22 protein-coding genes are annotated in these 22728 nt (G+C 70.5%); 10 read left to right on the top strand and 12 right to left on the bottom strand.

The genetic code is table 11. The features are described 5' to 3' along the window. Positions 1 to 285: 285 nt before the first annotated feature. The 3 genes from QR77_RS03570 to QR77_RS03560 all read right to left on the bottom strand — a co-directional run bounded on the left by QR77_RS03570 (position 286) and on the right by QR77_RS03560 (position 4445). A complete protein-coding gene (locus QR77_RS03570; RefSeq protein ID WP_040019612.1) occupies positions 286 to 2067 on the bottom strand; it encodes an ABC transporter ATP-binding protein in 1782 nt (593 codons plus the stop codon). Then, entirely contained in the window at positions 2064 to 3878 is a 1815-nt protein-coding gene (locus tag QR77_RS03565; RefSeq protein WP_040019611.1) for an ABC transporter ATP-binding protein, read from the bottom strand. The genes QR77_RS03570 and QR77_RS03565 overlap by 4 nt, the downstream gene beginning before the upstream one ends. 123 nt (positions 3879 to 4001) lie before the next feature. Further along, the gene (locus QR77_RS03560) at positions 4002 to 4445 is read right to left on the bottom strand and encodes a MarR family transcriptional regulator (protein WP_040019609.1); all 444 of its coding nucleotides are present in this window, start codon (positions 4443 to 4445) and stop codon (positions 4002 to 4004) included. Between the two features lie 89 nt (positions 4446 to 4534). Here QR77_RS03560 and QR77_RS03555 point away from each other — a divergent pair, with 89 nt between their 5' ends. Then, positions 4535 to 6406, top strand: coding sequence for an ABC transporter ATP-binding protein (locus QR77_RS03555; protein WP_040019608.1), 1872 nt, complete (start codon positions 4535 to 4537; stop codon positions 6404 to 6406). Positions 6407 to 6462: 56 nt separating this feature from the next. Here the strand turns inward: QR77_RS03555 and QR77_RS03550 are convergent, their stop codons facing one another. Further along, positions 6463 to 7473 carry a pyridoxal-phosphate dependent enzyme gene (locus QR77_RS03550; RefSeq protein WP_040019607.1) on the bottom strand — a complete coding sequence of 337 codons (1011 nt, stop codon included), beginning with the start codon at positions 7471 to 7473 and terminating at the stop codon, positions 6463 to 6465. 112 nt (positions 7474 to 7585) lie between these two features. Then, on the bottom strand, positions 7586 to 8380 hold the full coding sequence (locus QR77_RS03545; RefSeq protein WP_040027242.1) for a TauD/TfdA family dioxygenase: 795 nt from the start codon (positions 8378 to 8380) through the stop codon (positions 7586 to 7588). Between the two features lie 446 nt (positions 8381 to 8826). Here QR77_RS03545 and QR77_RS46485 point away from each other — a divergent pair, with 446 nt between their 5' ends. From QR77_RS46485 to mltG, 6 genes are all read left to right on the top strand, one after another. After that, complete coding sequence (locus QR77_RS46485; RefSeq protein ID WP_160310880.1) at positions 8827 to 8967, top strand: putative leader peptide; 141 nt, start codon at positions 8827 to 8829, stop codon at positions 8965 to 8967. 194 nt (positions 8968 to 9161) lie between these two features. Next, positions 9162 to 10523, top strand: a complete 1362-nt coding sequence (locus tag QR77_RS03540; RefSeq protein WP_160310879.1) for an MFS transporter — start codon at positions 9162 to 9164, stop codon at positions 10521 to 10523. Beyond that, the gene (locus QR77_RS03535) at positions 10516 to 11628 is read left to right on the top strand and encodes an LLM class flavin-dependent oxidoreductase (RefSeq protein ID WP_040019606.1); all 1113 of its coding nucleotides are present in this window, start codon (positions 10516 to 10518) and stop codon (positions 11626 to 11628) included. The genes QR77_RS03540 and QR77_RS03535 overlap by 8 nt, the downstream gene beginning before the upstream one ends. Positions 11629 to 11638: 10 nt before the next feature. Continuing rightward, positions 11639 to 13015 carry an NtaA/DmoA family FMN-dependent monooxygenase gene (locus QR77_RS03530; RefSeq protein WP_040019605.1) on the top strand — a complete coding sequence of 459 codons (1377 nt, stop codon included), beginning with the start codon at positions 11639 to 11641 and terminating at the stop codon, positions 13013 to 13015. Between the two features lie 125 nt (positions 13016 to 13140). Then, positions 13141 to 13347: a hypothetical protein gene (locus tag QR77_RS03525; protein WP_040019603.1), complete on the top strand. Its 207-nt coding sequence runs from the start codon at positions 13141 to 13143 to the stop codon at positions 13345 to 13347. 136 nt (positions 13348 to 13483) lie between these two features. Beyond that, the gene (mltG, locus tag QR77_RS03520) at positions 13484 to 14329 is read left to right on the top strand and encodes an endolytic transglycosylase MltG (protein ID WP_040019602.1); all 846 of its coding nucleotides are present in this window, start codon (positions 13484 to 13486) and stop codon (positions 14327 to 14329) included. 26 nt (positions 14330 to 14355) lie between these two features. Here the strand turns inward: mltG and QR77_RS03515 are convergent, their stop codons facing one another. After that, positions 14356 to 15444, bottom strand: a complete 1089-nt coding sequence (locus QR77_RS03515) for an NAD(P)-binding domain-containing protein (RefSeq protein WP_040019601.1) — start codon at positions 15442 to 15444, stop codon at positions 14356 to 14358. Between the two features lie 83 nt (positions 15445 to 15527). Between QR77_RS03515 and QR77_RS03510 the strand changes: the two genes are divergently transcribed. Together QR77_RS03510 and QR77_RS03500 are read left to right on the top strand one after the other, a co-directional pair. Further along, positions 15528 to 15950: a YjbQ family protein gene (locus tag QR77_RS03510; RefSeq protein WP_040019600.1), complete on the top strand. Its 423-nt coding sequence runs from the start codon at positions 15528 to 15530 to the stop codon at positions 15948 to 15950. Positions 15951 to 16537: 587 nt separating this feature from the next. Next, complete coding sequence (locus QR77_RS03500; RefSeq protein WP_040019598.1) at positions 16538 to 16921, top strand: hypothetical protein; 384 nt, start codon at positions 16538 to 16540, stop codon at positions 16919 to 16921. A gap of 73 nt (positions 16922 to 16994) precedes the next feature. Here QR77_RS03500 and QR77_RS03495 read toward each other — a convergent pair whose 3' ends face one another. The 6 genes from QR77_RS03495 to QR77_RS03470 all read right to left on the bottom strand — a co-directional run bounded on the left by QR77_RS03495 (position 16995) and on the right by QR77_RS03470 (position 21769). Continuing rightward, a complete protein-coding gene (locus QR77_RS03495) occupies positions 16995 to 17249 on the bottom strand; it encodes a hypothetical protein (protein ID WP_040019596.1) in 255 nt (84 codons plus the stop codon). Positions 17250 to 17603: 354 nt separating this feature from the next. Next, positions 17604 to 18254 carry a VWA domain-containing protein gene (locus QR77_RS03490; RefSeq protein ID WP_040019595.1) on the bottom strand — a complete coding sequence of 217 codons (651 nt, stop codon included), beginning with the start codon at positions 18252 to 18254 and terminating at the stop codon, positions 17604 to 17606. A gap of 14 nt (positions 18255 to 18268) precedes the next feature. Further along, positions 18269 to 19390 carry a hypothetical protein gene (locus QR77_RS03485; protein WP_150130350.1) on the bottom strand — a complete coding sequence of 374 codons (1122 nt, stop codon included), beginning with the start codon at positions 19388 to 19390 and terminating at the stop codon, positions 18269 to 18271. Next, the gene (locus tag QR77_RS03480) at positions 19387 to 20589 is read right to left on the bottom strand and encodes a protein phosphatase 2C domain-containing protein (protein ID WP_040019593.1); all 1203 of its coding nucleotides are present in this window, start codon (positions 20587 to 20589) and stop codon (positions 19387 to 19389) included. The genes QR77_RS03485 and QR77_RS03480 overlap by 4 nt, the downstream gene beginning before the upstream one ends. Further along, on the bottom strand, positions 20586 to 21002 hold the full coding sequence (locus tag QR77_RS03475; RefSeq protein WP_040019592.1) for a hypothetical protein: 417 nt from the start codon (positions 21000 to 21002) through the stop codon (positions 20586 to 20588). Before QR77_RS03475 ends, QR77_RS03480 begins: the two co-directional genes overlap by 4 nt. Then, entirely contained in the window at positions 20999 to 21769 is a 771-nt protein-coding gene (locus tag QR77_RS03470; RefSeq protein WP_040019591.1) for a hypothetical protein, read from the bottom strand. Before QR77_RS03470 ends, QR77_RS03475 begins: the two co-directional genes overlap by 4 nt. A gap of 183 nt (positions 21770 to 21952) precedes the next feature. Between QR77_RS03470 and QR77_RS03465 the strand changes: the two genes are divergently transcribed. Continuing rightward, positions 21953 to 22687 carry a Crp/Fnr family transcriptional regulator gene (locus tag QR77_RS03465; protein WP_040019590.1) on the top strand — a complete coding sequence of 245 codons (735 nt, stop codon included), beginning with the start codon at positions 21953 to 21955 and terminating at the stop codon, positions 22685 to 22687. Positions 22688 to 22728 lie beyond the last annotated feature (41 nt).

Raw genomic sequence — 22728 nt, 5'->3', positions numbered from 1 at the left:
CCGTGGCCGGACCCGTAACGGCGCGCCCGGGACAGTGAGCGCGGCGTTCCCGCAGGTGAAGGGGGGCGCGCAGGGGTGGTGTCCGGGATACTAACGCGTGATTTGCGGCGGACGACCGCGTTCACCTGGCAACCGCGGTGACGGCGCCGTAAATCGTGCATCCCGGATTCCACCCCGGAGCGAACCCCGTCAACAACCGCAACCAACGGCCGCGCACCACAACCGCGTCCGCGAGACGAACCCGGCGCACACCGAACGCGTCAACGGGGCCGCCGGCGCCATAGCCTAGCCGTGCCATGAGCGCCATAGCGCCGCGTACGCGCCGTTCGCCGTTACCAGGGCGTCGTGGCTGCCCAGTTCCGTGATGCGGCCCTCTTCGACGACCGCGATCACGTCCGCGTCGTGCGCCGTGTGCAGGCGGTGGGCGATCGCTACGACCGTGCGGCCGTCCAGTACCCGGGCCAGTGAGCGTTCCAGGTGGCGGGCCGCTCTCGGGTCCAGCAGGGAGGTCGCCTCGTCCAGGACCAGGGTGTGCGGGTCGGCCAGTACGAGGCGGGCCAGTGCGATCTGCTGGGCCTGCGCCGGGGTCAGGGTCGTCGCGCCGGAGCCGACCTCCGTGTCCAAGTCGTAAGTCAGCGCCCGCGCCCAGCCGTCCGCGTCGACCGCGCCGAGTGCCGCCCACAGTTCCGCGTCCGCCGCTTCGGGGCGGGCCAGCCGCAGGTTGTCGCGGAGGGAGCCCACGAAGACGTGGTGTTCCTGGTTGACGAGGGCGACATGGCGGCGCACCTCCTCCGCCGGCATCCGGGACAGCTCGGCAGCGCCGAGGGTGATGCTGCCGGTGCGGGGCCCGTAGATTCCGGCCAGCAGCCGGCCCAGGGTCGACTTGCCGGCGCCCGAGGGGCCGACCAGGGCGAGCCGGGTGCCGGGTGGGACGTCCAGCGTCACCTGGTGGAGGACGTCGACGCCCGCGCGGTAGCCGAAGTGGACGTCGTCCGCCTGGACCGTCCGGCCGTTCGGTACGACCGACGCGTCACCCGAGTCCGGTTCGATCTCGCGTACGCCCACCAGCCGGGCGATGGAGACCTGGGCGACCTGGAGTTCGTCGTACCAGCGCAGGATCAGGTTGACGGGGTCCACCAGCATCTGCGCGAGGAGCGCGCCGGTGGTGAGCTGGCCGACGTCGATCCAGCCCTGGAGGGCGAAGGCCCCGCCCATCACGAGGACGGCCAGGAAGATCGTCACATGGGTGAGGTTGATGACGGGGAACAGCACGGAGCGGAGGAAGAGCGTGTACCTTTCCCAGCCGCTCCACTGTTTGATCCGCTTGTCGGAGACCGCGACGCGGCCCTTGCCGAGGCGGTGCGCCTCGATGGTCCGTGCGGCGTCGACGGATTCGGCGAGGAGCGCGGCGACCGCCGCGTATCCGGCGGCCTCGGAGCGGTACGCGGAGGGTGCGCGCTTGAAGTACCAGCGGCAGCCGGCGATCAGCAGGGGCAGGGCGAGCAGCACACCGAGCGCCAGCGGCGGCGCGGTGAAGGTGAGCGCGCCGATCAGCAGGATCACCCAGACGACGCCGATGGCGAGCTGCGGCACTGCCTCGCGCATCGCGTTCGCCAGCCGGTCGATGTCGGTGGTGATACGGGACAGCAGGTCGCCGGTGCCGGCCCGTTCGAGGACGCCGGGCGGCAGCCCGACGGCCCTGACCAGGAAGTCCTCCCGCAGGTCGGCGAGCATCCGCTCGCCCAGCATCGCGCCGCGCAGCCGTACCGTACGGGTGAACACGGTCTGGACGAGCAGCGCCCCGGCGAAGATCGCGGCGGTGCGTTCCAGGGGGAGGTGGCGCGCGCCCTGCGACAGGTCCTCGACGATGTTGCCGAGCAGGTAGGGGCCGACCATCGAGGCGACCACGGAGACCGCGTTGACGGTGACGAGCAGGATGAACGCGGTGCGGTGGCGTCGCAGCAGTTCGCCCACGTAGGCCCGTACGGTCGCGGGGGAGCCGACAGGCAGGGTGGCGGCCGACTGCGGGGCCGCCGGGTCGTATTCCGGTGGGGCGAGGCCGATCATGCGGATTCCTCGATCTGGTCGCGGGTCTGGTCGCGGACCGGCACAGGGGCCACTGTGGCCTCTTCGGTCTCGCGGGTGACGACGGCGCGGTAGCGGAGGTCGTCGGAGACGAGCCTTCGGTGGAGGCCCACCGCGGCGACCGCGCCGTCCAGGACGAACACCACCCGGTCCGCGCGGTCGAGCAGCAGCGGCGAGGAGGCGAACAGTACGGTCGTACGGCTGGCCCGCAGCGTTTTCAGGCTCTCCGCGATCCGCGCCTCGGTGTGGGAGTCGACGGCGGAGGTCGGCTCGTCGAGCACCAGCACCTCCGGGTCGGTGACCAGCGAGCGGGCCAGCGCGAGGCGCTGCCGCTGGCCGCCGGAGAGCGAGCGGCCGCGTTCGGTGATCCGTGAGCGCATCGGGTCGCCGCTGCCGTCCACCGACGCCTGGACCAGCGCGTCGAGGACGTCTTCGCACTGCGCGGCGGCCAGGGCCTTGGCCGGGTCGACGGCGCCCGACGCCGGTACGTCGAGGAGTTCGGCGAGCGTCCCCGACAGCAGGACGGGGTCCTTGTCCTGGACGAGGACGCTGGTGCGCGCCGCGTCCAGCGGCAGGTCGTCCAGGGCCACACCGCCGAGCAGTACGGATGCGGTCCGCTCGTCGTCGGTGGCGTGTCCGCCGAGGCGTTCGGCGAGCTTGCCCGCCGCGTCCGGGTCGCCGCAGACGACGGCGGTCAACTGCCCGGCAGGCGCGAGCAGTCCGGTCGCCGGGTCGTACAGGTCGCCGGTCGGCAGGTCGGCGGTGGCGCCCAGGCTTCCGCGTTCGCTGTCGTGCGCCGTACGCTCCAGCGCCAGGACGGCCGCTGCGCGTTTAGCCGAGGGGCGGGAGAAGGAGTACGCCATGGCGATCTCCTCGAACTGGCTGAGCGGGAACAGCATCAGGGTCACCGCGCTGTAGACGGTCACAAGCGCACCGACGCCGATGCGGCCGTCGAGGGCGAGGTTCGCGCCGTACCAGACCACGGAGATCAGCATGATGCCCGGCAGCAGGACTTGGACGGCGGAGATCAGCGACCACATGCGGGCGCTGCGGACGGCCGCCGTACGCACTTCCTGCGACACGGTGCGGTAGCGGCCGAGGAACAGCTCCTCACCGCCGATCCCGCGCAGCACCCGCAGCCCGGCGACGGTGTCCGACGCCAGCTCCGTGGCCTTGCCCGCCTTCTCGCGCTGGACGTCGGCGCGCGCGGTGGCGTAGGGGAGCAGCGGGAGTACGGCGAGAGCGAGCACCGGTACGCCGACGGCCACCACCCAGCCGAGTGCGGGCAGGTAGATGACGAGTCCGACGCAGATCAGCACGATCGCGACGGCGGCGGCGAGGAAGCGGGAGACCGCCTCCACGAACCAGCCAATTTTTTCCACGTCACCGGTCGATACGGCGACCACTTCGCCGGCCGCGACCCTGCGGGTCAGCGCCGAGCCCAGCTCGGCGGTCTTGCGCGCCAGGAGCTGCTGGAGCCTCGCGGCGGCGGTGATCCAGTTGGTGACCGCCACCCGGTGCAGCATGGTGTCGCCGACGGCGATGGCGACACCGAACAGGGCGATGAGCCCGCCGGCGAGCGCGAGCCGGCCGCCGGAGCGGTCGACGACGGACTGGACGGCGATCCCGGCCCCGACCGGCAGCCCGGCGACGCCGAGATGGTGGAGCAGGCCCCAGGCAACTGCCTTGAGCTGGCCGCGGAGCTGACCTCGCCCGAGCCACCACAGGAACCGGGGACCCGACCTGGCGTCGGGGATACCGGGGTCGGCGTACGGAAGATCGCGAATCTGCATGACGTCCCATGACTGGTGTAGTGGCCCAAACCGTGCAAGGTTCGCCCTTTTTCACAGTCAAGGGCAATCGCTTTTACGGGTGAGAGACACGGAACGAGCCTGCGGACGGCGTACGTGTACGGGTCAGCGGGGGAGCCGGGCGCCGCCGTCGACCAGGGTGGACAGCAGCCCGCCGAGCACCTCGCGCTGTTCGGCGGTCAGAGGGGCGAGGACGCTCTCGGCGGCCGAACGGCGGGCCGTACGCAGCGATCTGAGCGTGGCCGTGCCCGAATCGGTCAGCTCGATCCGTATCACCCGGCGGTTCGTCGGGTCCGGGGCCCGGCGCACCCAGCCGCTCGCCTCCAGGCCGTCGACGAGGCTGGTGACGGCGCGGGGCACCACTTCGAGACGTTCCGCGAGATCGGCCATTCGGGGGGGCCGGTCGTAGAAAGCGACCGTGCGGAGCAGCCGGGCCTGCGCGGGGGTGATGCCGATCGGCTCCAGTTGCTGCTTCTGGATGCGGTGGATCCGCCGGGTCAGCCGCAGGAGCTGCTCGGCCAGCATGCCGTCGGCGTCGGGGGTGCTCATGCCGGAATATTAGCAGGACAGCGCTCATTGTGTACATAGGTAACAGTGAGCTATGCTCTCCAAGGTCGCCGAGTTCCCCGAAGGAGCCCATGAAATCCGTACTGTCCACCTGGACGCCCTCGCCACGCCCCGAAGACCCACTTCGCAAGGCCAAGACCAGCGCGCAGCCGGAGCCGCCCGCCGAACTGCGGCGCATCTTCGGCCTCTTCCGCCCCTACCGCGCGCGCCTGGGCCTGGTCGGGCTGCTCGTCGCCGCCTCGTCACTGGTCTCGGTGGCCTCGCCGTTCCTCCTCCGGGAGATCCTCGACGTCGCGATCCCGCACGGCCGTACGGGGCTGCTCAGCCTGCTCGCGCTCGGCATGATCGCGACCGCCGTGGTCAACAGCGTCTTCGGCGTGCTCCAGACCCTGATCTCCACCACGGTCGGCCAGCGCGTCATGCACGACCTGCGCACCGCCGTGTACACCCAGTTGCAGCGCATGCCGCTCGCCTTCTTCACCAGGACCAGGACCGGTGAGGTCCAGTCCCGTATCGCCAACGACATCGGCGGCATGCAGGCCACCGTCACCTCGACGGCGACCTCCCTCGTCTCGAACCTGACCTCGGTCGTCGCCACCGTCGTCGCGATGATCGCGCTCGACTGGCGGCTCACGATCGTCTCGATGCTGCTGCTGCCGGTCTTCGTGTGGATCAGCCGTCGGGTCGGCCGCGAGCGCAAGAAGATCACCACACAGCGCCAGCGGCAGATGGCCACCATGGCGGCCACCGTCACCGAGTCGCTGTCCGTGAGCGGCATCCTGCTCGGCCGTACGATGGGCCGCTCCGACTCGCTCACCAAGGCCTTCTCCGACGAGTCCGAGCAACTCGTCGACCTGGAGGTGCGCTCCAACATGGCGGGGCGCTGGCGCATGTCGACCATCGGCATCGTCATGGCCGCCATGCCGGCCGTCATCTACTGGGTCGCCGGGCTCGCGCTCCAGACCCAGGGCCTCGCCGTCTCCATCGGCACGCTCGTCGCGTTCGTCTCGCTCCAGCAGGGCCTGTTCCGGCCCGCGGTGAGCCTGCTCGCCACCGGCGTGCAGATGCAGACCTCGCTCGCCCTCTTCCAGCGCATCTTCGAATACCTCGATCTGCCGGTGGACATCACCGAGCCCGAGAGCCCAGTCCCGCTCGGCAAGGTCGACGGCGAAGTGCGCTTCGACCACGTCGACTTCAGCTACGACGAGAAGGACGGGAAGACGCTGCACGGCATCGACCTCACCGTCCCGGCGGGTTCCACGCTCGCCGTCGTCGGGCCGACCGGCTCCGGCAAGTCGACGCTCAGCTACCTCGTACCGAGGCTGTACGACGTGACCGGCGGCCGGGTCCTGATCGACGGGATCGACGTACGCGACATGGACTTCGACACCCTCGCGCGCGCCGTCGGCGTCGTCTCCCAGGAGACATACCTCTTCCACGCCTCCGTCGCGGAGAACCTGCGGTTCGCCAAGCCGGAAGCCACCGACGACGAGATCGAGACGGCGGCGAAGGCCGCGCAGATCCACGACCACATCGCCTCGCTCCCCGACGGCTACGACACGCTCGTCGGCGAGCGCGGATACCGCTTCTCCGGCGGCGAGAAGCAGCGCCTGGCGATCGCCCGCACCATCCTCCGCGACCCGCCCGTCCTGATCCTCGACGAGGCGACCAGCGCCCTGGACACCCGTACCGAACACGCGGTGCAGCAGGCGATCGACTCGCTCACCGAGGGACGTACGACGATCACGATCGCGCACCGGCTCTCCACGATCAGGGACGCCGACCAGATCGTCGTCCTGGACGCGGGCCGGATAGCCGAGCGCGGCACGCACGACGAACTGCTCGCCCAGGACGGCCGTTACGCCGCGCTGGTCCGCAGGGACAGCAGGCCGGCCGGGGCCGCCGAGAGCCCCGCCGGGTCGCTGGCACCGGCCTCTCCCTGATTCCGTCGTCGATTCCGTCGTCCGGCAGCCCCCTCGGCCGCCCCGCCTCCGCTGGATCAGACGCGGGCGTTCGGCGGGGAGTCCTCGCTGTCCAGGAAGCCGAGTTCGCGCAGCCAGCCGTCGTCGAAGACCTTGGAGAGATAGTTGCGGCCGGAATCCGGCAGCAGCACGACGACGAGATCGTCCGGAGTCAGTCCGGCCGCCACCCGCACCGCGGCGGCCACGGCCGTACCTCCGGAGCCGCCGACCAGCAGCCCCTCCTCGCGGGCCAGCCGCCGGGCGGTTCCCAGGGAGTCGCGGTCGCTGATCCGCTCGAACCGGTCGACCACCTCCGGGTGGTAGGACATCGGCCAGGTGTCGTCCACCGTCTCCGGGTGGCGGAAGTGCCCGATGCTCTCCACGTAGTACGGGCTTCCGTCGCCGCCGGAGTAGACCGAGGCCTCCGGGTCGGCGCCGACGACCGTCACCCTGCCGTCACTGACTTCCTTGAGGTATTCGCCGGTCCCCGTGATGGTGCCGCCGGTGCCGATGCCGGACACGAGATGAGTGATCCGCCCGTCGGTCTGGCGCCAGATCTCGGGTCCGGTGGTGCGGTAATGCGCCCGCGGGTTGGCCGGGTTGTCGTACTGATTGGCCAGCCAGCCGCCCGGTGTCTCATCGGCGACCCTGGCCGCCACGGAGTGCACATGGTCGGGATGCTCGCGCGGCACATCACTCGGGCAGACGAGGACCTCGGCGCCATAGGCACGCAGTACGGCGATCTTCTCCGCGCTGCTCTTCTCCGGGATCGCGAAAACGCAGCCGTAGCCGCGCTGCGCGGCCACCATGGCCAGGCCGACGCCCGTATTGCCCGAAGTGCCCTCCACGATGGTGCCACCCGGCAGCAACAGGCCTGCCTCCTCGGCCGCTTCGACCATCGACAGCGCGATGCGGTCCTTCACGCTGCCGCCGGGGTTGACGTACTCCAACTTCGCGTAGACCGGTGCGGGCACCGAGCCGGTGACACGGTTGAGCCGTACCAACGGGGTGTTGCCGACCACGTCGGTCAGGGATGCGTGGACGTCCAAAGCTGTGCTCCTTGCGCTGATCCTGGGCCCCCGAAGCCGATACGAGGAGGATAGGGCCAGGCTCCCGGGCACCCGGGGTTCGGGCACCCGGGGTTGAGGCGCGGGCGGCCCCTTACCGTTCCACGCCGATGACCTTGCGGTACACGCGGGCGCCGTCGCCGTAGTCGTCCACGGCGTAGTGCCAGGTCGCCTGGTTGTCCCACAGCACGAAGTCCCCGGGGTTCCAGCCGAACCGGATCGTGTAGTCCGGCGAAGAGGCGTGCCTGAGCAGGTGGTCGAGCAGGGTCTTCGACTCCTCGGGCGTGACACCGGTGAGCCTGAGCGCCGAGGTGCTGATGAACAGCCCCTTCCGCCCGGTGGCCGGGTGCTTCAGGACGACCCGGTGCTCGACGGTCTCCCCGACGCCGGTCCGCCTGGCGCCCTGGGCGTAGTTCCCCGGGTCGGCGTCGTACACGGCGCTCACCGATTCGAGCAGCACCTTGAACGGCTCCGACAGGTCGTCGTACGCCGTCTGGAGGTCCGCCCACAGGGTGTGTCCGCCGAGCGGCGACACCTCCTCGTAGGTGAGTGATTCGATGGCGAACACGGGGGTCCGCCACAGCCCGCCGATGTGCCAGGTGCTCGCCTTGCCGGTCTGCCGGACGTTGTACGGGTAGACCAGCGGGTTGGCGGCGTCCCTCGCCGCGGTGGGGTGGTCGAAGGGTTCCGCGAAGATACGTACGGCCCGCACGTGCTGGTCGGGCGTCAGGTTCTGGTTCCGGAACACCAGCACCTTGTGGTCCCGGAAGGCCTGGCGAAGCTGGTCGGCGGTGTTGTCGTCGACGGTGTCCGTCAGGTCGACGCCGAACACCTCGGCGCCGAATCGCGGTCCGGCGCGCCGTATGTCGAAGCTGGTGACAGTGGTCATGCCCATCCCTCTCACGTTCTCGTGCGGACAGCGCACGCCGACCGGAGCGGAGGCGTGGCGAAGGGTGTCAGGCTCGCCAACAGAGGGACGCGCTGGTGCGCGCCAGATCGACATGCAGTCTGCGGTGCAGAACCGGGGCGGTCACCCGACCACGGTAGACGGGTGAGCCGCGCCGGTGGGGGAGCGTACGAGTCCGACGGCCGGTCGGGAGCCCGCTCCGAGCGGCAGGACGGTCCTTGCGGCGCAGGTCGGGCCGCATCGTTTCACTCGTATGAAGAATCGGCCTCGCGGGCGCGTACGCGGCGGGCGCGAACGGGCTGTCCCCGGGGTCCAGATGGCCCCGAACGGTGGTTCGGGGCGTCATTGTTCAACGGTGGCCGAGCGGTTAACGTGAAGAGCGATCCGAGCCGCTGATCGACCCGACGGACTGTGAGGTGGGACCGGCCATGCGCACACGACGCCCCGGTGCCCGTGACGGCCGTACGCCGCGCCACGGTGGGTCCTTCGAGTTGCAGGTCGCCCGGCGCCATGTCGACCTGCTCCGGGTGAGCAGCGCGCTGTGTCCGAGGACGTCTCCGGGCTACTGAGCGCGCACCTGCCGCCCCGCCCCGTTCAACGCCTCGATCTGATCGCGCTCCGCGTCCACCGGCGCGCCTCGCGCACCCCCGTTCCCCTGTGTCCGACGTCTCGCGCGCTTCCCGCGTCCGGCCTGCCCGTACGCGCCACCGATCACGCGACGCGACGCGACCTGATCCGACCTGATCCGACCGAGAGGATCCCGGTGTCCAAGAGCACCGCACGACCAGGGGTGTTCGCCGCGTTGCGGGTGCGCGACTACCGGGTCTACTGGAGCACGGGCCTGGTCTCCAACGTCGGCACCTCGATGCAGGGTGTGGCGCTGGACTGGTTCGTGCTGAACCTCACGCACAGCGGGACAGCGGTCGGCTGGGCGGCGGGTCTGCAGTTCGCCCCGGTCCTGCTGTTCGGACTGTGGGGAGGGGTGATCGCCGACCGGTGCGACCGGCGCACCCTGTTGCTGTGGGCGCAGTCGCTGTACGCGGCGCAGGCGGTGCTTCTCTCGGTCATCGTGCTGTCCGGCCACGCCCCGCTCTGGTCCGTCTACCTGCTGTCGTTCGGGCTGGGTTGTGTGTTCACGGTGGAGAACCCGGCGAGGCTGTCCTTCGTGACGGAACTCGTCGGCGGCCCCCTGATCCCGAACGCGGCCGGGCTGAACATCCTGTCCCTGAACGCCGCCCGGCTGATCGGGCCGGCCATCGCCGGAATGCTGATCGCCGTGATCGGTACGGGCTGGGTGTTCGCGGTGAACGCGGTGTCCTTCGCGGTCGTGACCGTGGGCCTGCTGACGATACGAAAGCGGGCGAGGCCGATCCGCGTGGAGCGGCCTCCCTGGGCGGGAGCGGGCGCCGCCGGGCTGCGTTATGTCGCCGCCCGGCCCGAACTGGTCGGGGTCTTCACCATTTTCGGTCTGGTCGCCACCTTCGCGCTGAACTTCTCCACGACACTCACGCTGTTCGCCGGACGGGTCTTCGCCGTCGGCTCCAGCGGTCTCGGATTCATGTCGACCGCGCTGTCCGTCGGCACGATCGCCGGAACCCTCGTCGCCACCCGCCGTGCCTCGCCACGCGTACGGACGGTGATCGCCGGCGCGGTGCTGTTCGGCGTCAGCGAGGCGCTGGCCGCGTTCATGCCGTCGTACCTCGCCTTCCTGGTCATGCTGCTGCCGGCCGGATTCACCCTGATGACGCTCAACACGGCGGTCAGCGCCTTCGTCCAGTCGGAGGTCAGCAACGCCATGCGCGGCCGGGTGATGGCCGTCTACACGGTGATCTCGATGGGAGGCGCTCCGCTCGGCGGTCCCGTGATCGGCTGGATCTCCCAGCACGCGGGCGTGCGTTGGGGCATGGCGTCGGGTGGTGCGGCAGCCGTACTGGCCGCCGTCGCCGTGGCGCTCTGGCTGTCGCGGCAGCGCGCCGCCGTCCCGAGGCCGCTTCCCGGCGCGCGGGCCGGGGCCGCCGATCCCGCTCGGGCCTCGGCCAACTCCGCCGCCCCTGAACCCACTTCGACGTCCGCACCCACATCAACTCCTGAACCGACTCCGACCGGAGGCATTCCCCATGACTGACCGCGACGCCGGGCTTCCCGGCCCGCACCTCGCCGTGGAGGTCGACGGCGACGGCGCCCACCCCGCCGCCTGGCGCCACTCGGGGCGTTCACCCGGTGCCGTCCTGACCCCGAGGGCGCTGCGGGCGGTGATCGCGGCAGCCGAGCAGGGCGGCTTCAGCCTCGTCACCTTCGCCGACTCGCCGCTGCCGCCCGACGCGGGCCCCGGGGCGGTCGGACGGGTGGAGGCCGGCACCCGGGCCGCCTACGTCTCGGCCCTGACCGACCGGATCGGGCTCGCGCCCACCCTGCACGTCGCCACCACCGAACCGTTCCATCTCGCCACCCAGTTGGCGAGCCTGGACCACGCCTCGCACGGCCGGGCCGGCTGGGTGATCGGCGCCGCGGCCGGCGAGGACGCCCTCGCCACCGTGGGGGGAGCGGCACTGCCCGCCGCCGCGCTGCGCCGTGAGACCGCCGACGTCATCGACACCGCCCGTGCGCTGTGGGACTCGTGGGAGGACGACGCGGTCATCAAGGATGTCGCGACCGGCCGCTTCGTGGATTCGGGACGGGTGCATCACATCGACTTCGAGGGCGCGTCCTTCACCGTCAAAGGCCCACTGATCACTCCGCGTCCGCCGCAGGGCCAGGTGGTTGTCCTGGCTCCTGACGCGCTGGACGCCGACGCGCGCGCCGATGTGGTCCTGGTCGGGCGGCCCGACCTCGCCGCGATCGCCGCCCGTGCGGCCACCGCCAGGGACGCCGGAGCGCCGCTGGTGTTCGCCGAGGTGGAGGTGGTCCTCGACGCGGGGGCCCCGGCCGCCGACCGGCTCGCCGAGCTGAACGAAGCGGCCGGCTGGGCGGATTCCGGACGGCTGCGCCATGTCGGCTCCTCCGAGGCACTGGTCGAACTGCTCCGCGAACTGGCCGGGTCGGTCGACGGGGTCAGGCTGCACCCCGCCGTACTCGCCGTCGATCTGCCGCTGCTGACCGAGCGGGTACTGCCGAAGCTCGCCGCGGCCGGACCCGTACGCGTACCCCGGCCCGGCGACATGCTGCGTCAAACGCTCGGCCTTCCCCGTCCCGCCAACCGATTCGCCGCCTCCGCGGCCGCGACTGCCTGAGGTGAGTGCCATGACCGAACCCCAACCCCAACCCCAACCCCGGCTCCATCTCGGCGTGTTCTTCACGGGCGTCGGGCCCCAGCTCATCTGGACCGACCCGAACGCGGCCTCGCACACGGCGATCGAGACATTCGTCGAGATCGCGCAGATCCTGGAACGCGGCCTGTTCGACGCGTTCTTCCTCGGCGAGGGACTCCGGGTACGGGAGAACAGAGGCCGCGTCTTCGACCTCGACGTGGCCGGCCGCCCCGACGCCATCACCCAGTTGTCCGCGCTCGCCGCCGTCACCGAGCGGATCGGCCTGGTGGCCACCCAGAACACCACCTACAACTACCCGGCCGACCTGGCCCGCCGGCTGGCGAGCCTGGACCTGCTGTCCGAGGGCCGGGCCGGCTGGAACATCGTCACCACCGACAACGCCTGGACCGGAGCCAACTTCCGGCACGGCGGCTGGCTGGAGCACGAACGCCGCTACGAGCGCGCCGGACAGTTCGTCGAAGCGGCCAAGGCGCTGTGGGCGTCCTGGGCTCCGGACGCCGTCGCGCCCGACGGACAGGCCCCGAGGTGGAGCCGCCCCGGTTCCGTCAGCCCGGTGGAGGCGGACACCGACCTCGTACGCCTGCGCGCCACCGCGACCGTGCCGGGCAGCCGGCAGGGACGGCCGGTGCTGTTCCAGGCCGGGGACTCGGACGGCGGCCGCGAACTCGCCGCCCGCCACGCCGACGTGGTGTTCTCCGCCAACACCGAGTACGGCAAGGCCGTGGCGTACGCGGCCGACCTGCGCGACCGGCTGGCCCGCCACGGCCGGACGCCGGACTCGCTGCGGATCCTGCCGGGCGCGAGCCTCGTACTCGGCGACACCCCGGCCGAGGCGGAGGAGAAGGCGCGCTGGGTGCGCGGCGAGCAGGTCAACGGACCTCGGGCGCTCGCCTTCCTGGAGCAGTACTGGGGCACCGACCTGTCCGGTTACGATCCGGACGGACCGCTGCCCGACATCGAGCCCAGCGAGGACGAACTCGACCCCTCCCGGGGCACGATCTCGATCGAGCGCCGCAGCGGCAAGCTGGCCCTGATCCAGAAGTGGCGCGACCTCGCGGCCGAACGCGGCCTGTCGATACGGGACTTGGTGCTTGAGGTGTCCCCGGGGCACCCGTCCTTCGTCGGCACGCCCTCGACCATCGCCGACGAGTGGACCCGCTATGTCACCAGCCGCGCGGTCGACGGCTTCAACATCCTGCCGCACCTGCTTCCGGCCTCCATCAGCGACATCGTGGACAAGCTCGTACCGGAACTCCAGGAACGGGGCGTCTACCGCACCGAGTACCGGGGCACCACCCTGCGCGAACACCTCGACCTGCCGTCGCTGCCCGCCGCCCGTGACTCCTGACAACTCCTGATGGCTCCTGACGACTACTGACGACTCCTGACGACTCCTGAGGCCGCGACCGGGTGCGGCGCAGGTATCGCCCCGTTTCAGGGACGGGCGCCACCCCGGCGCGGCATCATCGCCCCATGGCAGACACCACCCGCTGGATCACCATCACCCTGCACCAAGGGCCCCTCGACGGCTCGACCACCCGGATCGACGCCGGCGCCCCGCCCCGGGGGCTCGCCCTGCCCTCGGAGCGCTGCGAGTACGCGGGCGGGCGGTGCTGGTACCAACCCGACTACGAAGGCCGCTGGGTATGGCGCCACGACCTGCCACCGGATGCCGAGTGACGGTGCCGGACGGCATGCTCGGTCGTCCGTCGCACTATTACTCTCCGTAGTGATGCTGGCGGGTCGTGCGCACGGTTCCCGTGTCGCCGGGCGCCAGGTGCCGGGATCGGCGATCACTCCGGGTTAGCGTGCCCGTATGACGAACGTACCGCCACGGCCACGACGCGGTCGGGGCTCCCGACTGACCCGCCGTGGCCGCCTGGTCCTGCTGGCGGGAGTGTTCCTCGTTCTGGCCGCCGCCGTCCTGGTGTCCGTCCGGCTGCTGACCGGCGGACACCCCGCCGAGGAGCCCGCCTCCCTGGTCGTCCCCGAGGGCCGGCGCGCCTCCCAGGTGTACGCGTCCGTCGACGAGGCCCTGGCGCTCCCGGCGGGCACCACGCGCAGGACGGCGGCGACGGCGCGGCTCGCCCTGCCTCCGGCGGCGCGCGGCAACCCCGAGGGATACCTGTTCCCCGCGACGTACCCCATCGGATCGGCGACCACTCCGGGAAGCCTGCTCCGCTACATGGTCGACACAGCGAACCGGCACTTCAAGGCGGGCGGCGGCAGCACGCGGCGCGTCGGCGCCGAGCTGTACCGGACGGTGACCATCGCCTCCATCGTCCAGGCCGAGGCCGACACGGCGTCCGACATGGGCAAGGTGGCCAGGGTGATCCTCAACCGCCTCGACCGGGGCATGCGGCTCCAGATGGACTCGACCCTCAACTACGCGCTGAACCGCTCCACCCTCGACACCACCGAGGAGGACACCAGGGTCGACAACCCGTTCAACACGTATCAGCACGGCGGGCTGCCGCCCGGCCCGATCGGGAACCCCGGAGACATGGCGATGCGGGCGGCGGCCTCACCGACCGCCGGCGGCTGGCTCTACTTCGTCACGGTCGGCCCGGGAGACACCCGCTTCGCCACGACGTACGCCGAACAGGCAAGGAACGTAAGTGAGTTCAACGCGAAGCGGGGAAATCCGAGCGGCAACGGCTGACTCGCCCGAACGCCGCCTCCGCGCGCTCAGGCAGCCGCCTCGGCGCGCTCCAGCAGCCGCCCCACCTCGCGTACCGCCGCCCGCCCCGCCCTGTTCGCGCCGATGGTGGAGGCCGAAGGCCCGTACCCCACCAGATGGATACGCCCGTCGCGCACCGCGCGCGTCCCCTCGACCCGGATACCGCCGCCCGGCTCGCGCAGCCGCAGCGGTGCGAGATGACCGACCGCCGCCCGGAACCCGGTGGCCCAGAGGATGACATCCGCCTCCACCGTGCGCCCGTCGTCCCACGCCACCCCCTCGGGCGTGATCCGGTCGAACATCGGCAGCCGGTCGAGCACCCCCGACTCGCGCGCCCGCACGATGGCCTCGGTCAGCGGGAGACCGGTCACCGAGACGACACTGCGCGGCGGCAGCCCCATCCGTACGCGTTCCTCCACGAGCGCGACGACGGACCGGCCCACCTCCTCGTCGAACGGCCCCTCGCGGTACACCGGCGGCCTGCGCGTCACCCATGTCGTACCGGCGGCGACCTCGGCGATCTCCATCAGATGCTGCGTGCCGGACGCGCCCCCGCCGACCACGATCACCCGCAGCCCGGCGAACTCCCCGGGCCCCTGATAGGTCGCGGTGTGCAACTGCCGCCCCCGGAAGGTCTCCTGGCCGGGATAGCGGGGCCAGAACGGACGGTCCCAGGTGCCGGTCGCGTTGATCAGTGCCCGCGCCGACCAGACCCCGTCGGACGTCTCGACGGACAGCCGCCCGCCGCCCCCTTCGCGTACCGCGCGCACATCGACGGGCCGCCGGACCCGCAGGTCGAAGCGCCGCTCATACTCCGTGAAGTACGCCCCGACCACCTCAGCCGAGGGCCGGACCGCGTCGGCGCCGCTCGTGGCCAGCTCCATGCCGGGCAGCGAGTGCATGCCGTGGACCTTCCCGTACGTCAGAGAGGGCCAGCGGAACTGCCAGGCGCCGCCCGCGAGCGGCGCGTGATCGAGGACGACGAAGTCCTGGCCGGGCACGAGCCCCGTACGCCGCAGGTGGTAGGCGGCCGAAAGCCCGGCCTGCCCAGCACCCACGACCACCACGTCCACGTCCCGTACCCCTATGTCGCTCACGTCACCTTCAACGGGACCACGGACACGAATCTTCCCGGCGCGCGCACCCGCGATCCCCTTCGCCGGAGCGGGAGAATGAACGTATGTCCGACGCATTCACCACCAAGGTCCTGCACATCACCACCGGCCGATCGGAGGCCGTGACCGACCTGACCCGGGCCTGTACGGAATTCCTCCGCGAGGCAGCAGCCGGACGCGACGGCCTGCTGAACGTGTTCGTCCCCCACGCGACCGCCGGCATCGCCCTGATCGAAACGGGCGCAGGCAGCGACGACGACCTGCTGGCCGCACTGCGCACCCTGCTCCCGCCCGACAACCGCTGGGAACACAGCCACGGCAGCCCGGGCCACGGCAGGGACCACGTCCTGCCCGCCTTCGTCCCGCCCCACGCCACGCTCCCGGTGATCGCCGGCCACCTGGAACTCGGCACGTGGCAGTCTGTCTGCCTCGTCGACACGAACGTCGACAACACGGACCGCCAGGTCCGCCTGAGCTTCCTGGGTTGATCAAGATCGTCCTGGGAGCGGCCGCCGAATCTCCGTACTCCGCGTGCGCGAAACGGAGAAGCTATGCGCGGTACGGATCTGGATGTGTTCGAACGGCCTTACGACGGTTGTGGAAGGTGTCTACTGGGCGTCCGCAGGCTTTCCCGCATGAAGTTGGCGACCTCGTCCCCGGAGCGTCAGCGCGAGGACATCCTTACCGCTGCCTCGTCGGTCGGAAGTCACATCACCGGTTGGGCCGACGACGGGGAGGTCTCCGGCGCGACGGACCCGATGACCCGTCCGAAGCTTGGCCCCTGGCTCCGCGATGAGCGAGGCCCGTAGACGGACTCGTTGCGGCGGCGGTGGACATGACGGCCCCTGGGATCTGGACGATCCTGCCGACGAGAACCGCTTCACCATGGAGGCGTGGGGCGCACAGATGGAGCTTCGCGCCATCCAGCGCCGCAATCGCAGTGCCACGGTCAAGACCCGAGCTGCTGGAAGGCCGAAGGGGAAGCCTTCCTACGGATTTCGATATGTCCGGGTAGTGAGGTGAGGAAAGATCGACCACATCGAACTCCACCCCCACGCTACCGCCGTGATCACGAATGTTGCCCGCCCTATTTTTTTTTGCCGACCCGGAGCAGGTGACCCCGAGCAGCGAGGCGGCCCGGCTGAATCGGGCGGGAGAGTTGTCGCCGGCCGATCATCTGGCCGTGATGTACGGCAAGCCGGCGCGGGCGTCCGTGGCAGCCGACGAGCTGAAGAATATTCTCCTGTCAGAAGCGACCCTCGGCTATCTGATGCACAAGAACAAGCCCGTCATCGACCAGGAGGGAAACCCTGTCCGGCTGTGTCAGGGCCTGTGGGACAGGGCCACCCACGACGCACTTAAGAAGGCGCTGGTTCCCCGCGACACTGTGTTTCGGGGCCGCAAGTCCAAATATCGGACATCTGCTCACCGAGGTGGCTCTGTGCGGCCAGTGCCATAACCGTCTCTACACCCAGACCTCCGCCACCGAACCATCCCGCCATGCATGCACCGCCCGCAACCGGGAAGCCCTTTCAGCTCGCGCGGACGAACGCCATATTGATCGAGTACATGAACTGGTCGATGCCCACGCACTCCCAGCCGACGGCTTCGACGGATCGCACGACCAGGTCGATCTCCTTGCGGATCTTCTTCATGGGGTTCCTGACGCGGGCCATGCCCCGGGGGTCGATGTCGATGGACGCTTTGAAGGTGTTGTCCCCTTGCGCGTGTGCGTGCCTGGCATCTGCGACGAGCTTCTGCATCCGGATCGCGTGCAGTATTCCCACGTGCGCCTCCCGCTCTGAGTTGCCATGTGCTCATACGTGATCAGTGACGCCCGTCTGACGAACCACCGTTAGCCGTGGCCGTGGCCGTGGCCGTCGGCCTGGGCGGATAGGTGGGTGAGGTCGGGGGCGAACGGCGTGGCGACGGTGCCTCGGAGGCGGGGGAGCGGGTGGGGGTCGGGTGCACAGTCGTCGCCGGGTGCGAGCCGCCACTGCTCCCATCCGCCGCGGAGTCGAGGAGATTGCCCGTTGCCTCGACCGCGGCGCCGCAGACGAGCAGTGCGACGGCCAGCGCGGTCAGTCCGACGGATGCGCGCCGTGTCCGGGACGCCGCGGAACGCGAGTCGATGTCCCTCATCAGTCCACGAATTCCTCGGTGACGGGGACGTACGTGAAGCCATTGACGTTGGTGGGGATGTTCATCGTACCGGCCGCCGACGAGGCGATCAGGGTGTTGAGCAGACCAGTGATCGCCCCGCTCAGCGCCGACTCGGTGTCCGAACCGTCGGCGATGAACAACGCCTTGGTCGCCACCTTTTCCAGCACATCGCGCTTCGCGGCGCCGAAGCCGTAGGCGATGACGTGCGGGTGGCGCGGCCAGTCCCTGTCCACGATCTTGCGGAAGGATTCCTGCCAGTGTGCGTCGGTCGGTCCGCCGTCGGTCAGGAAGAAGATCGCCGGCCGCAGTACTTCGAAGTGCTGCGCCTTCAGGTTGCTCACATCCTGTTGGATGCACTCCCGCACCCGGTCGAAGGTCTTGCCGTACTCCGTGCGCCCGCCGCAGATCACCTCGGGCATGGCCGGCACCTGCTCCATGTCCGACATCGGGACCACCACGTGCACATCGGTGGAGAAGGCGACCACGCAGACTCGGGCGAACTCCGAGACGCGGGGATTCGTCGCCAGGTTGTAGTGCAGACGGGCAAGGGTCGCGTTGAGCACTGCCTCGTGCTCCTTCATCGACGAGGACGCGTCGATCACTACGTAGGTGGGCAGGCAGAGTGGCATGGTGCACCTCTGAGTCAGTGGTTGGAGGCGATGACGAACAGCACGATCACGGCCAGGACGAGTACGAGAATCCAGCCGGCGTGAGAGTCGGGCTCAGGCTTGTTCAGGGTGGGCGTCGGCACGGGGTCCGGCACGGGGGGCTGCTGGATCGGGAGTTGCACGGGCAACGGTGGCAGCGCCGTGCGGGTCGGACGTGGCACGGTCCTGAGATAGGGCCCGCCGTCCAGCGCTTGGCTCAACTGCGCGGCCGAGGGCCGTCGCTCGCGGTCGGTCGCGAGCAGCATGTCGAGCAGTACTTCGGAGACGGCGGGCTGGTTCTGCCAGTGGCACGCGGCGACGGTGTGGAAGGCGTGCGCGTTACGTTGGCCCGTCAGACATTTGGCGACGAGCAGTCCCAGCCGGTAGCGGTCGGTGTACTCGTCCGCGTCGGTGCCCGGCGGTGTGAGCGGGTCGGCCCAGTTCGGCTGGTGGATGTCCGGCATCTTCTTCGGCTGACAGCCGTCGACATCGATGAGGTAGACGGAATGCTGATCCGGGCTCCAGAAGGCGTTGGAGAACGACCAGTCCGAGTAGACCAGGCCCAGGCTCTCCAGGATCGCGGCGAGCTCCGTGAGTCGGCGACAGGCGGCCAACCTGCCCGCGAAACCGGGGGTCGGCAGTCCGACGCCCCGTATCGACTCGTCGGACTTCGCCAGCCAGTCGATCTCCACGAAGCGGCGCTCGCTGAACGCGCCGCGCCGCAGCTCGGCACGATACTGCTCGGGTGCCATCGGGATCACACAGCCGACGGCCGGGTTGCCGGGCCCGTGGATCCGGGCCGTGGGCCAGCAGGTTCCTGCGTACAGGGCCGTACGATCCGCCTCCGGCAGCGTGTCCGGAGCCGAGATCAGCAGGTCGAGCCGGTGGGCGTCCTCCGGGTGCTGGTCGGGCCGGTAGAGCTTGGCCAGCCAGCCGGGATGGTTCGCCAGTGGCTTTACTGCGACGGCCTGGCCGTTGTGTTCGGAGATCGGCTCGGCCAAGGGGCCGAGATCGCCGATGCTCACGGTCCGTGGCAAAGCCCAGCCCCGGGGATCGGCCGCCGGGACGTCGCCGCCGGCCTTGTCATCGGCGCCGTCCATGAGAGGGGTTTCTGTCATGCCGGGCCACCGTTCCACATCACTACGGCGGTACGGTCGTCGAGGCACTGCGGTGCGTCGAAGCAGACGTCGGCGGTGAACCGGGTGGCCGGCACTGGTGAGCGCCAGGCGTTCGCGAAGTACTCGTTGACGTTGCCCGCCGGGTCCGCCCACGCGTCGCCGATCCCGTCCGTGACCAGGGCGAGGGCCGTGCCGGGAGCCAGTGTGACGTAGAGGTCCCTGGCCAGTTGCGGCGTGTCCGGCAGTTGTCCGGCGACCTCGTTCGAGACCACTGCGGCCGTGCGGTCCTTGGCATCGCCTGCGGAGATCCGCCACAGCGGGACGCGCGGATCGAGGGTCCAGGCCGAACTGTCGCCGAGCCACGCGACCCAGACCTCTGCAACGCCGTTCGCGTCCGGTTCGGCGAGCACCGCGGTGATCAGCACGGTGGCCACGTGCGAGGTGCTTACGCCGCGTCCTGCCGCGTGCGCGGCGACCGATTCCGCGATCCGCCCATAAAGCTCCTTGACGTCGAGCCCGCCGAAGCCAACGGTCTCGATCTGCTCGCGCAGCAGCGTGACGGCCTGGCTGGAGGCCGTGGTGGCCCCGGCGTCGGACCAAGCCGCGCTGGACAGGCCGTCGGCCACGGCGACGATCGCGTACCGGCTGTCCCGGCTTCGCCCGATCCGGTAAGAGTCCTGCCGCGGCTCGGCGGGCTGGCCGCAGCGGTGGCCGGGTCCGATGACGGAGGCCGCGCGGATGGTGAAGGCACCGACCGTGGCCTCGTCGGCGGCGATCCCGTTCTGTACCGTGCGCTCCGGCAGCAGCCAGGGATAGCCCTGGGCACGGGCGCCGTCGCCGAAGCGGGGAACGCTCAGGTCGGTCGGCCGCTCGCGCAGGAACGGCCGCGGTCTCGGGGGCTGGGGCTGCGGCGCCGCCGGTCCGGTGACGTAGCGGCAGACCGGAACCGTCGCGTTGGGCTGGGGTTCCTGTTCGAGCCGGTCCCGCTGCCGGGCGAGCGTCGCGGCGGCCTCGGACCCCAGCACGGCCGCCGCGCCGACCACACCCACTGCGGCGAGGGCGAACACGTCCACCAGCGCGCCGTACCGCCGATGCTCTGTGCTGACCTCGATGAAGGCCCCGATGACGACGGCCACGAACAGCACCGCCCGCCACCGTCCGCCCATGAGACCGTCTCGCCGGTCGTCGTCCCGGCTCACGGCTGTTCCCCGGAATCGCGGGACTTCGGCCCGGAGGCAAAGTGCTGGGTGCCGTGCTGCACCGCGAACACCTCGCCTGAATGGGTGGCTGAATTGAGCTGGATCACGATGTCCGGCCTTTCCGGTGTCCGTAGCGAAGCCAGGGCCGTGACGTCCTGGGCGAGATCCGGGTTCAGGTCGAGCATCTGCGACAGGGCCTCGGTCCAGTAGTCCACTGTCCCGGCGTCGACCGCTCCCCTCGCGGTGGTCGACTTCTGGTTCAGCGCGTCGGACAGTTGGTCGCGGCGGCTGCCGCGAGCCCGTGCGAGGACGCGGTTCATCAGCCTCCTCGCCTCCTGCCAGAGATCGGTGCCCATCGCGGAGACCAGAGCGGTCGCGCCGCTCGCGGCCAGCCCGGCGAGTTCCTCGTTCATCGGCGCGTATCACCCCGGTCGTTGTGGCGGATGTACTGGTCGCCCCGGTGTACGGCGAAGACCGTGCCGTTTTCCGTGGCCTGGACGAGCTGCCGCACGGCCCGCGGCTCGGGCTGCGCGGGCTGCTCGCCGGAGCCGGAGCCGGAGCCGGAGCCGGAGCCTGAGTCCGGGACGGAAGCGACGCGTGGCCCGACGGGGCTGCCCGGGTACCAGAGCCAGGCCCGCGCGGCGTACTTCTTGACTCGGACGTCGGCCGCGGTGAAGGCGTCGGCTTCGAGCCCCTCGTAGCCGTGCCCGACTGTGTCCTCGTGGAAGTGGTGCGAAAGGATCGCGGCCAGCGGGGTGCCGCTGGTACCGGCCAGCGCCGCGGCCCGCAGAGGGGCCGAGTCGAGCAGCCGGGCCAGCGCCTCGAAGGGGGCGCCGGAGACGGTGCCGTCCGGATCGAGCCGGATCTCCCCCGCGTGCACCGCGGCCCGCACCCGTAGCCGAGTGTCCGCGCCGGCGTGCTGGTTGTGCTCGCGGATCCGTGAGCCCAGCTCGGGGAGCAGCGGAAACAGCAGTCTGGCCTTGGGCAGTGCGGCCGGGGCGACGAGTTGGCAGCCGTCGCCGGTGTCGACGTACACGAAGTCTCGCGCGTCCAGATCGGACATGCCCAAGGCGTCGAACAGCGCGGAACGCAGAACTCTCCGGATCTCTTGCAGCCGCTGCTCGCCGCGGCCCGCGGAGCCCGCGATGTCGCACGCCAGCAGGGCTCGGTATTCGTACATCGGATTCACAGTTCCTCCGCGATCACGACGGGCGCAGGCAGTTCGACGATCGGTCTGCTGGCGTCGGGGTTTTCCGGTGTCGACAAGATGATTGACGAGACCGTAGAGGAGGGGTCCTCGGGTAGAACGGCTACTAATACGGCTTGTGCCGCTTCGGCTGCACGAGGAAGAGAGGTGTGGCCGATGAGCAACACACGTGCGCGCGGGGCCGTGGCCTACTGGCCGTCGGCCGGGCTGCTCGGCCGGGTCGACGAGGCCGACCGCGAAATCCTCATGGGACTCGGCCACGGCGTGGCCTACCCGGCGGGCCAGATCACCATCCGCGAGGCCGACACCTCGGACTTCGCGCTGCTCCTGCTCGGCGGCATGGTGAAGGTCACCGCGCGTGCGCAGGACGGCCGCGAGGCGCTGCTGGCCGTGCGGATGGCCGGGGACCTGGTCGGGGAGTTCGCCGGGATCGACGGCCAGCCGCGCGTCGGCACCGTGACCGCCTGTGGAAGGGTGCTGGCCCGCTACGTACTCCGTTCCGAACTGCTGGAGTGCACCGAACAGCACCCCACCATAGGACTCGCGCTCAGCGCGAGCGTGGTGGCCAAGCTGCGTACGGCGACCGGCCGGATCGTCGATTTCACCGGTTGCGATGTGCTCGGACGGCTGGCCAGGATCCTGCACCACTTGGCCGTCACCTACGGGCGTCCAGGCCGGAACGAAGCCCAACTCCCGCTGTCACAGCCGGAGATGGCCACCCTGGTAGGCGCGGCCGAGTCGTCGATCCACAAGGCCCTGCGGGTACTGCGGGAGTCGGGCGCGGTCGTGACCGGCTACCGCAGGATCACGATCCTCGACCTGGATCACCTCGCCCGGATCGCCGTCGCGGCCGGGCCCGCCGGATCGCCGGCGATCTCGCGGAACACGTAAAAACGCAGGGTTCGCACGACGGGCGGGCACCAGCATGACCA

The organism is Streptomyces sp. 150FB, assembly GCF_000818195.1.
GTDB lineage: Bacteria > Actinomycetota > Actinomycetes > Streptomycetales > Streptomycetaceae > Streptomyces.
This window is presented reverse-complemented; position numbering and strand designations above follow the sequence as displayed.